The organism is Saccharopolyspora taberi (assembly GCF_039534165.1).
Lineage (GTDB): Bacteria > Actinomycetota > Actinomycetes > Mycobacteriales > Pseudonocardiaceae > Saccharopolyspora_D > Saccharopolyspora_D taberi.
Genome location: NZ_BAAAUX010000003.1, coordinates 64,269 through 77,698, shown reverse-complemented (window position 1 = coordinate 77,698; position 13,430 = coordinate 64,269). Strand labels below are relative to the sequence as shown.

The following is a 13,430-nucleotide window of genomic DNA, read 5'->3' as shown; positions in this document are numbered from 1 at the left end:
CCCTCCGGTAGCGCTGCCCGCCGAGATCCTCCCGCACGGCAGGCCTCCGCGACACTCGTTCACTCATCCCGGTCCCAGGTGACCTCCAGCAGGGACGGACCGCGCACGAGCATGCCCTGCTTCCACACCACGTCGTCGGGACCGCCCGCGAACCGCAGGCCGGGCAGCCGCTCCAGCAGCGTGCGCAGGGCGACCTGCAGTTCCAGCCGCGCGAGCTGAGCGCCGAGGCAGTGGTGCGGGCCGTGCCCGAACCCCAGGTGGCCACCGCCCGCCCGGCCCAGGTCGAGCTCTTCGGGGCTGTCGAAGACCGACTCGTCCCGGTTGGCCGAGGCCCCGTTGACCACCACCGGTTCGCCCGCTCGGACCGTCACGTCACCCAGCTCGACGTCTTCGAGCGCGTAGCGGGCGAAGGCGGCGCCGACGCCCAGCGGGACGAACCGCATCAGCTCCTCGACCGCGCCAGGCACGTTGTCCAGGTCCGCCCGCAGGGCCGCGAGCTGGTCGGGGTGGGTGAACAGCACGTAAGCGAAGTTCGGGATCTGCGAGGCGGTGGTCTCGTGCCCGGCGACCAGGATTCCCATCGCGAGGCGGATCATCTCGTCCTCGGAGAGCCTGTCGTGGTCGTCGCGGGCCTCGATCAGCGCGGAGATGAGGTCGTCGGCCGGAGCGGCCCGGTGCGTCTCGACCAGCCCGGCCATGTAGGCGTGCATCCGGGCCATGTAGTCGCTGACCTCGTCGGGCGTCAGCTTCGTGGTCGACAGGAACGCGTCGGACCACCTGCGGAAGTCGGCGCGGTCCGCGTAGGGCACGCCGAGCAGTTCGCAGATCACCGTGATCGGCAGCGGCAGGGCGAACTCCTCGACGAGGTCGACGGGCGCGCCGGTGGCGATCATCCGGTCGACCAGGCCGTCGGCGATCTCCTGGACGCGCGGCCGTAACCGCTCGACCCGGCGGTGGGTGAACGCCTTGGCGACGAGCCTGCGCAGCCGGGTGTGGTCCGGCGGGTCCATCGACAGGATCCCCGGGGGCGGCACGGACGGACTCATCCGCGGTTCGTCGCGGTCGAGCACCGCTGCGCGGCTGAACCGCGGGTCCGCGAGCACCACCTTCGCGTCCTCGTACCTGGTGACCAGCCAGGCAGCCTCCCCATAGGGCAGCTGGACCCGGGAGACCGGTTCCTGCCGCCGGAGTTCGGCGTAGAAGGGATCCAGGTTCAACCGGTCCGCGTCGCTGAACGGGTACTGCCTCGGCGCTGTCGTCGGCATGCGGGCTCCCTGTGATGTAAGCGAGTGCTTACAACCTACTCCCGCGAACGCTCTCGGCGCACGGACGATTACACCGATAGCCCAAGCACGCGGTCAGCCCTCCATGAGAGCCGCGACCACCCGCATCATGTGCGCGGAAATGGCCTCGGGGTCGGCCGCCGCGAGCGCTTCGTTGTGCAGCACCGAACGCGAGAGCCCGAGGCCGAGGACGCACGCCAGGACCAAGCCCGCGCGCAACTCCGCGTCCGGCGCGTCGGTCAGCTCGCACAGCTTCGCGATGTAGCGCTCACCGACCCGCTCGCGCAGCAACCGCGCGGCCCGCTCGTCGTTGAACGACCGGAGCATGACCGCGAACGGGTGGTCGCCTCCGGTCTGCCGCAACGAAAGGACCTCGGTGACCAGCCGCCTGGGCAGGTCGGCCGGGGATTCCTCCAGCACGCTGTCGGAGCCGATGCCGAGCACCTCGGCGAAGAGCTCCTGCTTGGAGCCGAAGTAGCGGAACAGCAGGGCCTGGTTCACCCCGGCGCGGGCGGCTACCTCGCGGACCGTGGTCTGCTCGAACCCGCGCTCGGCGAACAGCTCGGCCGCCGCGCGCAGCAGCGCCTCCTTGCTCGCCGCGGAGTCGTGCTTCCGGCGCGGGTTGTCAGGCACACCGCTACCTCAGGCGTTCGGGCACGAGGTCGGAGCCGGCGCACCGGCGCCGCGCACGTGACCGTCGCCGAACGCCAGCCACTTGGTCGAGGTCAGCTCCGGCAGCCCCATCGGGCCGCGGGCGTGCAGCTTCTGCGTGGAGATCCCGATCTCGGCGCCCATGCCGAACTCCCCGCCGTCGGTGAACGCCGTCGAGGCGTTGACCATGACCGCCGCGGCGTCGACCTGCGCGGTGAACCGACGCGCGGCCCGGACGTCGTTGGTCACGATCGCCTCGGTGTGGCCGGAGCCGTGGGTGCGGATGTGCTCGACCGCGGCGGGCAGCGACTCCACGACCGCGACCGCGATGTCTGCCGAGAGGTACTCGGTGTCCCAGTCCTCTTCCGTCGCGGGCACCACGTTCGGCCCGCCGACCGCGACGACGCGCTCGTCACCGTGCACCGTCACGCCCGCGGAGTTCAGTTCCGCCAGCGCCTTCGGCAGGAACTCGTCGGCGATGTCCGCGTGCACCAACAGGTTCTCGGCCGCGTTGCAGACGCTGACCCGCCGCGCCTTGGAGTTGAGCAGGATGCGCAACGCGGTGTCCGCGTCGGCCTGCGCGTCGACGTAGACGTGGCAGTTGCCGACGCCGGTCTCGATCGCGGGCACGGTCGCCTGCTCGACCACCGCCGAGATGAGCCCGGCACCACCGCGCGGGATCACGACGTCGACGAGCCCGCGCGCGGTGATCAGGTGCTTGACCGAGGCGCGGTCGTGGCACGGCAGCAGCTGCACCGCGTCGGCGGGCAGGCCGTGTTCGGCGACGACGTCCGACAGGATCGACACCAGGACCGCGTTGGAGTTCTCCGCCGACGACGAACCGCGCAGCAGCACCGCGTTTCCGGACTTCAGCGTCAGGCCCGCCGCGTCGGCGGTCACGTTCGGGCGGCCTTCGTAGACGATGCCGACCACGCCCAGCGGCACCCGGACCTGCTGGAGCTGGAGGCCGTTGGGCAGCACCTGGCCGCGGACGACCTCGCCGACCGGGTCCGGCAGCCCGGCCACCGTGCGCAGGCCGTCGGCCATCGCGGCGATCCGGTCGGTGCTCAGGCTCAGCCGGTCGACCAGTCCCTCGGCCATCCCCGACTCACGCGCGGCGGCGACGTCGCGCTCGTTCGCCGCCAGGATCTCTGGAGCACGCCGGACCAGCGCGTCAGCCATCGCGTGCAGTAGCGCGTCCTTCGCGTCGCGGGTCGCCAGCGCCAGCTCGGCGGCTGCCTCCCGCGCGCGCCGCGCGGCGGCGAGGACCTGCTCCCGCAGCTCGTCACCCTGGGCCTTAGTGGGGTTCTGCGTGCTCGTGGTCACGCGTCCAGACTAGTCCTTCCGCCATCTGGGAACGCCCCGGAGCAGCGGCGTCGGAGGCGTCCGGTAGGAATCGGGGCGTGGACGAAAACGCCCTCCGCGAACTCGCCGAAGAACGACTCCGCGCCCTGGCGGGGCCGGACGCCACGCTGCGCGAAGACCAGTGGAGCGCGATCCGCGCCCTGGTCCTGCAGCGCCGCCGGGCGCTGGTCGTGCAGCGCACCGGCTGGGGCAAGTCGGCGGTGTACTTCATCGCCACCGCCCTGCTGCGGGAGCTCGGCGAAGGACCGACGGTGATCGTCTCGCCGCTGCTGGCGCTGATGCGCAACCAGGTCGAGGCCGCTGCCGCCGCCGGGGTGCACGCCGCGACGATCAACTCCGCCAACGCCGAGGAATGGGCCGCGATCGAGGAGCAGGTCGTCGTCGGCGACGTCGACGTGCTGCTGGTGAGCCCGGAACGGCTGAACAACCCGGACTTCCGCGACAACGTGCTGCCGGAGCTGACGCAGAGCGCGGGCCTGCTCGTGGTCGACGAGGCCCACTGCATCTCCGACTGGGGCCACGACTTCCGCCCGGACTACCGCAGGCTGCGCACGCTGCTCACCGAACTGCCCGAGGGAGTGCCGGTGCTGGCGACCACGGCGACCGCCAACGACCGGGTCGTCAAGGACGTCTCCGAGCAGCTCGGGGTCGGCGGCGAGTTCTCCGACCCGCAGGAAACGCTCGTGCTGCGCGGGACGCTGGACCGCGAGAGCCTGCGGCTCGGCGTGGTGCGGCTGCCCACCGCGCAGGCGCGGCTCGGGTGGCTGGCGAGCAAGCTCGACGAGCTCCCCGGTTCCGGGATCATCTACACGCTGACCGTCGCTGCCACCGACGAGGTCGCCGGGTACCTGCGCGACCAGGGCTACGAGGTCGCGTCCTACTCCGGCCGCACCGATCCGGCCGAGCGGCAGCGGGCCGAGGAGGACCTGCTCGGCAACCGGGTCAAGGCGCTGGTGGCCACCTCCGCGCTCGGGATGGGTTTCGACAAGCCCGATCTCGGTTTCGTCGTGCACCTGGGCGCTCCGTCGTCGCCGATCGCCTACTACCAGCAGATCGGCCGCGCGGGCCGCGGCGTGCGGCGGGCCGAGGCGCTGCTGCTCCCGGGGCCGGAGGACAAGGACATCTGGTCGTACTTCGCGTCGCTCGCGTTCCCGCCGGAGGCGACGGTGCGCGCGATCCTCGCCGCGCTGGAGGAAGCGGGCGGGACGTTGTCCACCGCCGCGCTGGAACCCCGCGTCGAGCTCGGGCGGACCCGGCTGGAGATGGTGCTCAAGGTCCTCGACGTCGACGGCGCGGTCCGCCGGGTCAAGGGCGGCTGGGAGTCCACCGGCCAGGAGTGGACCTACGACGCCGAGCGGTACGGGCGCATCGCCGAGGAACGGCGGTCCGAGCAGCAGGCGATGCTCGACTACCTGGGGACCGGCGGCTGCCGCATGGAGTTCCTGCGCAAGCAGCTCGACGATCCGCACGCCGAGCCGTGCGGGCGCTGCGACAACTGCACCGGTTCCGGTTACTCCGCCGACGTCGACGAGCAGGCGGTGCAGCAGGCGGAGGAACGGCTGCGGCGGCCCGGGGTGGAGCTGAACCCGCGCAAGATGTGGCCGACCGGGATGGACGGGCTGGGCCTGCCGGTGTCGGGCAAGCTCCGCGCGGACGAGCTGACGATGCCCGGCCGCGCCGTCGGCAGGCTCACCGACATCGGGTGGGGGAACCGGCTCCGGGAGCTGCTGGGGGCTTCCGCGCCGGACCAGGAACTCCCCGAGGACCTGTTCAAGGCGTGCGTGCAGGTGCTGGCCGCGTGGGACTGGCAGCAGCGCCCGGTCGGCGTCGTGGCGCTCGGCTCGCGGACGCGGCCGACGCTGGTGCGCAGCCTCGCCTCGCGGATCGCCGGGATCGGCAGGCTGCCGCTGCTCGGCGAGGTCGCCACCAACCCGAATACGACACCCCGCCGGGCGACCAACAGCGCGCAGCGGGTGGCTTCGCTCTGGACGCAGTTCCGGCTCTCCGACGAGCTGGCCGCGAAGGTGTCCACACTGGACGGACCGGTGCTGCTGATGGACGACTACGCCGACACCGGGTGGACCGCGACGGTGGCCGGCCGGTTGCTGCGCCAGGCGGGCGCGCCCGCAGTGCTGCCTTTCACCCTCGCCACCACCGGATGATTCCGCGGTGGGCGCGTTCCCCGGAACACGCCCACCGCGAAACCAATTCCACTTTACCGGCGGGAAACAATTCCGTGTCCGGATTCCGAATACTCTTCAGACGACGCCGCGCGGCGCCGGTCGAGAACTCCGGAACTCCAAGAACAGGTCAGGCGTCGAACCTGCCCGCTTTCAGCGCTGTGACGAAGCTTCGCCACTGCTCGGCGGACACGTCGAAATATCCAGCAGTACGGTCTTTCGAGTCCCGCACGGCGGCGCCTTCTCCGACCCTGCCGACCTCGACACAGTCGGTGTGCCTGGCCGAGCGAGCGGACTTCCGCCAACCGGTGGGGCTTAACGTCATTTGCAGCTCTCCATTTCCTCCGCACAACTACCGAGCATCCGAAGTGACTCGGCTTGGCTGATCGCCACGGTGCGGAGGTTATCGCGCGCTTGGAGATAGGCTTGCACATCCCTGGCGCCATAGAGAAAAGCGGCGGAACTGTAGTGCTCCAGATGGACTATCGGGGCCGCTTTCGGGAATTCGAAGAGGACGAACGGACCCGCGTGCCCGGCGTGCAGCGATCGCGCGCCCGAAGCCAGGATCCGCACGTCCACGTTGGGCCGGAGCGCCATCTCGGCGACGAAGCGCAGCTGCTCGGCCATCACCCGGGGACCGCCGATCGACTCGTGCAGCGCGGCTTCGAGCACGTAGGCCGTCAGGCGCGGGGAATCGCTGCGGGTGAGCACCTCCCGCCTGCCGACGCGCAGCGCGACCCGCTTCTCGACCTCGCCCGGCGGCAGGTCGGTCATCAGCGCGCGGGCGTAGTCCGGCGTCTGGAGCAGGCCGGGCAGCAGCATCGGGGACAGGTTGGTGATCTCGGTGGCGGTGCGCTCGAACTCGATCAGGGTGGTCAGCTCCGGGCGCGCACCGGGGTATCCGGAGGGGATCCAGTTCGGCTCGCCGACCTCGCGCGCCAGCCGCAGGATGCGTTCGCGCTCGTCGCCGAGGATTCCGGCCGCCGCGAGGTAACCCGCGACCTCGTCCGCGGCGGGGACGCTGGTACCGCTCTCATAGCGGGCGATGCGCACGTGCGCGATTCCGAGCCTGCTGGCCAACGCGCGCACGGTCATGCCGGCCTTGTCACGGCATTCGCGCAGTTCAGCCCCCAGTGCGCGGGCTTTGGGGCTGCCTGCGCCACTTCTGACCATGGGGTGAATCTTAGGAAGGGCTCCCTTCCCAAGGCATCACCCGTAGCGGTAATTGACCCCTGTTTCACGGAACGGCACAGTGAGAATCGTTCCACGGAACAAGGTGAAATCGCGGTCCGTTCAGTTCGGTCAGCCCGCCGGCAGCGCGGGCTGCGGAGTTCTGCCCGGACCGCCTCGGCTTGCGTGCAGGCGGTGATCGAGCGTGCCCCACCCGTTCCACTGGCAGCCCGGCGACGGTCTGCGCCACGCCACTCTCGAGACGCGGCCACGGGGTGGGTTCACCGGTGAGGCACAGGTCGAGACCCTGTGCGGGGCGTCGATCAATGTGGACGACTCGGCGCAGGCGTGGCTGTGGGCCACCTGCCCGGAGTGCAACAAGGTGGCGCACGTGCTGGCGGGCATCCGCTAGCCGATCCGTCCACATCGGACCTGGCCCGGACGCCGGGTCCGCCCCGGCCATCCGGATGGTGCGACGGTCTTCCCTTCTTCCGGTCCGCTGCGTAATGTTGCGACGCTCATTAGTTCGATGATCGTCGCCCGATCGGCGACGGCACTCGGAGGCCACCATGCCCGAGTCCGCGACCACCACCACAGCCGTCCACCGACTTCCGGTCCGCAAGCTGGTCGCCGCGAGCATCGGCAACGCGATCGAGTGGTACGACTGGACCGTCTACACGGCGTTCAGCGTGTACTTCGCCAGCCGGTTCTTCCCCGGTGAGCTGGCGCTGATCAACACGCTGGCGGCCTTCGCGCTCGCGTTCTTCTTCCGCCCGCTGGGCGGCTGGCTGCTCGGCCGGTTCGCAGACCTGCGCGGGCGCAAGCCCGCGATGCTGGTGACGGTCGCGCTGATGGCGGGCGGCTCGCTGATCATCGGAGTGCTGCCGACCTTCGACACCATCGGCTGGGCAGCGCCGATCCTGCTGGTGCTGGCCCGGATCGGCCAGGGGCTGTCGCTGGGCGGCGAGGTCTCCAACGCCTCGGCGTACCTGGCCGAGATCGCCCCCGCGAGCCGCCGCGGCCGGTACTCGTCGTTCTTCTACATCTCCACCGGCAGCGCGCTGCTCGCCGCGTCCCTGCTGGGTTTCCTGCTGACCAGCGTGCTGACCAAGGACCAGCTCACCGATTTCGGCTGGCGCATCCCGTTCGTGCTCGGCGGCGTGCTCGGTCTGATCGGCCTCTGGCTGCGCCGCGCCCTCGACGAGACCGAGCAGTTCGAGGAAAACCGTGCCAAGGCGAAGGCGCTGCGGTTCCCGCTGCTGCTCACGCTCACCCAGCACCCGAAGGCCGTCGGCCAGCTCGTGGGCTTCAGCATGCTGTCGACGCTGTGCTACTACACGTTCTTCAGCGCCCTGACGCCGTTCGCGGTCAAGACCCGGCACGCCGACGACACCGACGTGTTCCTCGCGTTGTCCGTCGCCACCGTGCTGTTCATCGCGCTCCAGTACCCGATGGGCGTGCTGTCGGACCGGTTCGGGCGCAAGCCGCAACTGCTGGTGTGGTCGGCTGCGACCGCGGTGCTGATCGTGCCGCTGTCCACACTGGTGCGGCCCGGCCTCGGCTCGCTGCTGGTGGTGTTCTGCACCGGGATCGCGCTCTACACCGCGATGACGTCGATCGCGCCCGCGATCATGTCCGAGCTGTTCCCGACCGAGCTGCGGGGGCTGGGCATCGGCGCCTGGTACAACCTGACGGTGGCGCTGTTCGGTGGCACCGCGCCGGTGGTGATCCAGCTGTTCGCCGCACCGGGCGCGTCGACGCTGTTCTTCTGGTACATCGCGGCCGGCGCCGCGGTCGCGTTCCTGGTGATCCTCACCCTGCCGGAGACGCGGGGCATCGAGCTGCGTTAGCCGCTGCCGGAGATGAGCGCTTCGCCGAGGTGGGTGTAGTGGCGCAGGGCGGTTCCGCGGTCGCCGGTGGCCAGGCGCCGCACCCAGCTGGGAGCGGGTGCGGTCCGAGATCGGTCCGTAGCCGGTTGCGCGGCGTGCACGCCACTGCCTCGCAACCGGCGTGAACGCAGGCTAAGCCGCATGCGACCTCGCGGCGGCCGGCACCCGTTGCCGCGACCAGAGCCTCGGGCTGCGCCGCACAACCCAGGCCGCGCCGCGCACGATCGCCTCCTTGTAAAGCACGGCTGTCCGGCCGGTGAGAACGGCGGGACGCGGCGAGTCGTCGGCGTTCAGGAATTGGATCAGCGCATCCCTCCTGCCGAGGCTCACGCAGAGGTTGAAATAGCGGAACCACATCGGCGCCGGGGTTGCGCCGCCCAGCTCAGCGATGATCGACTTCGCCGCGCGCATCGCCATCGGCAGGCCCGTCGCGCACGACATCCGCAGTTCCGTGCCGTTCCCCGAGCGGGCACGCGCGGCGTCGCCGATCGCGTACACGTCGGGATGCGAGACCGAACGCATGGTGGGGTCGACGACGATCCGCCCCCGCTCGTCGCACTCCACACCGGATTCGGCCGCCAGCGGGGAAACCCGGAAACCCGCCGTCCACAGTGCCGCGTCGGCCTCGACCGTCCCGCCGCCGCTGAGGACGAGGTGGTCCGAACGCACCTCGCCGACCTGCGCGCCCGCGCGGACCTCGATGCCCAGCCGGTCGAAGACCCGCTGCACGTGCTCGCGCCCGCGCCGGGAGAACTGCGCACCGAGCTCCGGCCCGACCAGCATCCGGACCCGCAGGTCCGGGTGGCTTTCGGCGAGTTCGGCCGCGGCCTCGATACCGGTCGCCCCGCCACCGACGACGGCGACGGTTCCCTTCGCGGCGGCCAGTTCCGCGATCCGCGCTCCCGCGAGAACCGCCCCGCCGTGCCCGGCGACCTTCAGCGCGTGCTCTGCGACCCCGGGCACGCTGTCGTCGTCGGTGCTGCCGAGGGCGTAGACCAGCTTGTCGTAACCGGTGGTCCGGCCGTCGTCGAGCCGGACCTCCCGGGCGACCGGGTCGACCGCGACCACCCGGCCCACGAGCAGTTCGATTCCGGTGTCCCGCAGCGAATCCCGCAACGGCCACGGCCGGATCTGCTGGCCCGCGGCGGTCTGGTGCAGCCGGACCCGTTCCACGAACTCCGGCGTCGCGTTGACCAGGGTGATCCGCACGTCACCTCGCCGGAAGCCGTCGGCCAGCCTGCGGGCCGCCGTCAGCCCCGCGTAGCCCGCGCCGAGCACCACGATGCGATGTGCCATGGTTCGTCTCCGTTCCCGTGCCTGTCGATGTTCACCACCTGAACCGGACAGCACCGGAATCCATGACAGATCTAGAGCATCGCGTTCCACGACCGCGGGATCAGCGACAGCTGCGCGCCGAGGTGGGCGAGCTTGTCCGGGTTCGCGACGGTGTGGAGGCCGTGGATCCGCTCGCCGTCGGTGTCGAACACGAGCACCGCGATCAGCAGCCGGTCGTCGACCACACCGAGGATCCCGGGCTGGCCGTTGATCTCGGCAAAGCGGATTTCCAAGCCGGGCAGCGGCACTCTGAGCCAGCCCGCCATGTAGCGCGCCACCTTCTTCGAACCGAGCACCGGGTACCGCCCGGCCTTGGCCTTGCCGCCACCGTCCGCGTAGGCCACCACCTCGTCGGCGAGCAACCGCTCCAGCGCGGCGATGTCGCCACCGCGCGCGGCGTCCAGGAAGCGCTCGACGACCTCGCGGCGCGCGTCGGCGGACGGCTCGAACCTCGGGCGGCCCTGGAGATGCCGGGACGCGCGGTGCAGCAGCTGCTGGGAGCTGGACTCGGTGATGTCGAGGATCTCGGCGATCTCGCGGTGGGGGTAGGAGAACGCCTCGCGCAGCACGAAGACCGCCCGTTCCGGCGGGGTCAGCCGTTCCAGCAGGTGCAACATCGCCAGCGACACCGACTCCCGCCGCTCGGCGGTGGCCAGCGGTCCCGGCTCGGAGTCGGTCAGCACCGGTTCGGGCAGCCACACGCCGACGTAGTTCTCCCGCCGGGCGCGGGCCGAGTCCAGGCGGTTGAGGCACAGGTTGGTGACGACCTTGGTCAGCCAGGCGACCGGGACGCGGATCTCGTCGCGGTCGGCCGCGTCCCAGCGCAGGAACGTCTCCTGGACGGCGTCCTCGGCCTCGCCCGCCGAACCGAGCAGCCGGTAGGCGAGGGCGAACAGCCTCGGCCGCTGCGCCTCGAACTCGTCGACGTGATCGTTCGCCACGCCGACGAGGATACGAACCGCCTAGCGCAGCGGGACGAGGTCGTCGGCGTGCACGACCTCGCGGCGCTGCTCGGGCGGCAGCTGGTGGCTGGACCGGCCGATCAGCTCGGGCAGCTCCTCGGCGTCGTAGCCGACGACTCCCCTGGCAACGACCGCACCCGACGGGTTCACCAGCTCCACCACGTCACCGCCGTCGAACGCGCCCTCGACCGCGGTGACGCCCGCCGCCAGCAGCGACCGGCGCCGCTTGACCACGGCCGCGACCGCGCCGTCGTCCAGCCACAGCCTGCCGGTGGCGTCGGCTGCGTGCGCGAGCCAGAAGCGGCGGGCCGACAGGCGCGAACCGGTCGCGGCGAAGGCGGTGCCGACATCGGCGGTGCCGAGGGCGCGGGCGGCTTCGGCGGCGGAGGTCAGCAGGACCGGGATGCCCGCGGAGGAGGCGACCCGTGCCGCTTCGACCTTCGAGGCCATGCCGCCGGTGCCCAGCCCGGAAGCCCCGGTGCTGCCCGCCTCGACGCCCTCCATGTCCGCCGCGCCGTTGACCTCGCGGATCGCCGACGCCCCGCCGCGGCGGGGATCGCCGTCGTAGAGGGCGTCCACATCGGACAGCAGGACCAGCGCGTCGGCGCCGACCAGGTGCGAGACCAGCGCCGCGAGGCGGTCGTTGTCGCCGAAGCGGATCTCGTGGGTGGCGACGGTGTCGTTCTCGTTGACCACCGGGACCACGCCGAGCGTCAGCAGCCGGTTCAGCGTGCGCTGGGCGTTGCGGTAGTGCGAGCGGCGGACCACGTCGTCGGCGGTGAGCAGCACCTGGCCGACGGTGAGCCGGTAGCGGGTGAACGACTCCGCGTAGGCGTGGGCCAGGGACTGCTGCCCGACGCTGGCCGCCGCCTGCTGGGTCGCCAGGTCGCGGGGGCGGCGGTCCAGCCCCAGCGGGGCGAGGCCGGCGGCGATCGCGCCGGAGGACACCAGAACCACCTGGTCCCCCCGGCCGACCCGGTCGGCCACGCTGTCGACCAGCCCGGCCAGCCTGCCGGTGTCCAGCCCGCCCTCGGTCGTCGTCAGCGAGGACGACCCGACCTTGACCACGACGCGCCGCGCCGCCGCGATCGCCCGCCGGGTGGGCGAGAGCAGCTCACTCACCGGCGTAGCCGCCCTCCTCGTCGAGCGACGTGCGGCGGGCCTTCTTGGCCGCCTTGCGGTCGGCCGCCGACACCCGGTCGGTCTGCTCCAGCCGCAGGTCGGTGCCGCGCCCGCTGAGCACGCCCGCGACACCGGCCGGGGTCGAGGGCTCCCAGTCGAAGGTCATCTGCCCGATGGTGACCTGGCTGCCGGGCTGGGCGCCGTTTTTGGCCAGCGCCTCCTCCACGCCCAGCTTCGCCAGCCGGTCGGCGAGGAAGCCGACGGCCTCGTCGTTGTCGAAGTTGGTCTGGCGCACCCACCGCTCGGGCTTCTCGCCGCGAACGACGAACGCGTCGTCGAACTCCGGATCCGCTTCGACGGTGAAGCCGCTGTCGTCCACCCCCGCGGGCCGGACGACCACCCGGGCCGGCTCCGGCTCGGGCTGCTCGGCGCGGTACTCGCGCACCGCCTCGGCCATCGCGAAGCTCAGCTCGCGGAGTCCTTCGTGGCTGGCGGTGGACACCTCGAACACCGGCCAGCCGCGCGCCTCCAGGTCGGGGCGGACCATCTCGGCCAGCTCGCGCGCTTCCGGCACGTCCACCTTGTTCAGCACCACCAGCCGCGGGCGCGACGCCAGGTCGCCCGCGCCGTGCTCGGCCAGCGCCGGGGTGTACTCGGCGAGCTCGGTCTCCAGCGCGTCGACGTCCGACAGCGGGTCGCGCCCCGGCTCGTGGGTGGCGCAGTCCACGACGTGCACCAGCACCGCGCAGCGCTCGATGTGGCGAAGGAAGTCCAGGCCGAGGCCCTTGCCCTGGCTCGCGCCCGGGATCAGGCCGGGCACGTCGGCGACGGTGAAGACGGTCTCGCCCGCGGTGACCACGCCGAGGTTGGGCACCAGGGTGGTGAACGGGTAGTCGGCGATCTTCGGCTTGGCCGCCGAGAGCACCGAGATCAGCGAGGACTTGCCCGCCGAGGGGAACCCGAGCAGCCCGGCGTCGGCGACCGACTTGAGCTCCAGGACCAGCTCGAACTCCTCGCCCGGCTCACCGAGCAGGGCGAAGCCCGGCGCCTTGCGGGCCTTCGACGCCAGCGCCGCGTTGCCCAGCCCGCCGCGACCGCCCTCGGCGGCGACGAAGGTGGTGCCGATGCCGACCAGGTCGGCCAGCACCTCGCCGTCCGGAGTGAGCACGACCGTGCCGTCCGGCACCGGCAGGACCAGGTCCTCGCCGATCGCGCCGTTGCGCATGCTGCCCCGGCCCTGCTTGCCGTTGGAGGCGCGCGCGTGCGGCCGGTGGTGGAAGTCGAGCAGCGTGTGCACGCCGCGATCGACCACGAGCCGGACGTCACCGCCCCGGCCGCCGTTGCCACCGTCGGGACCGCCCAGCGGCTTGAACTTCTCCCGGTGTACCGAGGCGCAGCCATTGCCCCCGTCGCCTGCCGCGACGTGGATGGTCACGCGGTCGACGAACCGCGACACGGATGCCTCCAAGACAA

12 protein-coding genes are annotated in these 13,430 nt (G+C 71.6%); 3 read left to right on the top strand and 9 right to left on the bottom strand.

The window, feature by feature from the left end; all coding sequences use genetic code 11:
• Positions 1–59: 59 nt before the first annotated feature.
• The 3 genes from ABD691_RS03040 to ABD691_RS03030 form a co-directional block, all read right to left on the bottom strand.
• Positions 60–1,265 carry a cytochrome P450 gene (locus ABD691_RS03040; protein WP_344677792.1) on the bottom strand — a complete coding sequence of 402 codons (1,206 nt, stop codon included), beginning with the start codon at positions 1,263–1,265 and terminating at the stop codon, positions 60–62.
• A 93-nt stretch (positions 1,266–1,358) separates the two neighbouring features.
• The gene (locus ABD691_RS03035; protein ID WP_344677791.1) at positions 1,359–1,916 is read right to left on the bottom strand and encodes a TetR/AcrR family transcriptional regulator; all 558 of its coding nucleotides are present in this window, start codon (positions 1,914–1,916) and stop codon (positions 1,359–1,361) included.
• Between the two features lie 9 nt (positions 1,917–1,925).
• Complete coding sequence (locus ABD691_RS03030; RefSeq protein WP_344677790.1) at positions 1,926–3,260, bottom strand: glutamate-5-semialdehyde dehydrogenase; 1,335 nt, start codon at positions 3,258–3,260, stop codon at positions 1,926–1,928.
• A 77-nt stretch (positions 3,261–3,337) separates the two neighbouring features.
• Here ABD691_RS03030 and ABD691_RS03025 point away from each other — a divergent pair, with 77 nt between their 5' ends.
• A complete protein-coding gene (locus tag ABD691_RS03025) occupies positions 3,338–5,461 on the top strand; it encodes a RecQ family ATP-dependent DNA helicase (RefSeq protein WP_344677789.1) in 2,124 nt (707 codons plus the stop codon).
• Between the two features lie 148 nt (positions 5,462–5,609).
• Here ABD691_RS03025 and ABD691_RS03020 read toward each other — a convergent pair whose 3' ends face one another.
• Both ABD691_RS03020 and ABD691_RS03015 read right to left on the bottom strand, forming a co-directional pair.
• Positions 5,610–5,804, bottom strand: a complete 195-nt coding sequence (locus tag ABD691_RS03020) for a DUF397 domain-containing protein (RefSeq protein WP_344677788.1) — start codon at positions 5,802–5,804, stop codon at positions 5,610–5,612.
• On the bottom strand, positions 5,801–6,652 hold the full coding sequence (locus ABD691_RS03015) for a helix-turn-helix domain-containing protein (RefSeq protein WP_344677787.1): 852 nt from the start codon (positions 6,650–6,652) through the stop codon (positions 5,801–5,803). Before ABD691_RS03015 ends, ABD691_RS03020 begins: the two co-directional genes overlap by 4 nt.
• 202 nt (positions 6,653–6,854) lie before the next feature.
• Here ABD691_RS03015 and ABD691_RS03010 point away from each other — a divergent pair, with 202 nt between their 5' ends.
• Together ABD691_RS03010 and ABD691_RS03005 are read left to right on the top strand one after the other, a co-directional pair.
• Positions 6,855–7,061, top strand: a complete 207-nt coding sequence (locus tag ABD691_RS03010) for an HC3 family zinc finger protein (protein ID WP_344677786.1) — start codon at positions 6,855–6,857, stop codon at positions 7,059–7,061.
• A 157-nt stretch (positions 7,062–7,218) separates the two neighbouring features.
• Positions 7,219–8,499, top strand: coding sequence for an MFS transporter (locus tag ABD691_RS03005; RefSeq protein WP_344677785.1), 1,281 nt, complete (start codon positions 7,219–7,221; stop codon positions 8,497–8,499).
• Positions 8,500–8,670: 171 nt separating this feature from the next.
• Here the strand turns inward: ABD691_RS03005 and ABD691_RS03000 are convergent, their stop codons facing one another.
• From ABD691_RS03000 to obgE, 4 genes are all read right to left on the bottom strand, one after another.
• A complete protein-coding gene (locus ABD691_RS03000; RefSeq protein ID WP_344677783.1) occupies positions 8,671–9,834 on the bottom strand; it encodes an NAD(P)/FAD-dependent oxidoreductase in 1,164 nt (387 codons plus the stop codon).
• A gap of 71 nt (positions 9,835–9,905) precedes the next feature.
• Positions 9,906–10,814 carry an RNA polymerase sigma-70 factor gene (locus ABD691_RS02995; protein WP_344677782.1) on the bottom strand — a complete coding sequence of 303 codons (909 nt, stop codon included), beginning with the start codon at positions 10,812–10,814 and terminating at the stop codon, positions 9,906–9,908.
• Between the two features lie 21 nt (positions 10,815–10,835).
• Positions 10,836–11,957: a glutamate 5-kinase gene (gene proB, locus ABD691_RS02990; protein WP_344677781.1), complete on the bottom strand. Its 1,122-nt coding sequence runs from the start codon at positions 11,955–11,957 to the stop codon at positions 10,836–10,838.
• Positions 11,950–13,425: a GTPase ObgE gene (obgE, locus tag ABD691_RS02985; protein ID WP_344677780.1), complete on the bottom strand. Its 1,476-nt coding sequence runs from the start codon at positions 13,423–13,425 to the stop codon at positions 11,950–11,952. The genes proB and obgE overlap by 8 nt, the downstream gene beginning before the upstream one ends.
• Positions 13,426–13,430: the final 5 nt, after the last annotated feature.

Excerpts from the sequence above, each read along its gene's own strand:
- ABD691_RS03000 (WP_344677783.1), bottom strand. The coding sequence starts at position 9,834 with ATGGCACATCGCATCGTGGTGCTCGGCGCGGGCTACGCGGGGCTGACG.
- ABD691_RS03005 (WP_344677785.1), top strand. The coding sequence starts at position 7,219 with ATGCCCGAGTCCGCGACCACCACCACAGCCGTCCACCGACTTCCGGTC.
- ABD691_RS03015 (WP_344677787.1), bottom strand. The coding sequence starts at position 6,652 with ATGGTCAGAAGTGGCGCAGGCAGCCCCAAAGCCCGCGCACTGGGGGCT.
- ABD691_RS03040 (WP_344677792.1), bottom strand. The coding sequence starts at position 1,265 with ATGCCGACGACAGCGCCGAGGCAGTACCCGTTCAGCGACGCGGACCGG.
- ABD691_RS03020 (WP_344677788.1), bottom strand. The coding sequence starts at position 5,804 with ATGACGTTAAGCCCCACCGGTTGGCGGAAGTCCGCTCGCTCGGCCAGG.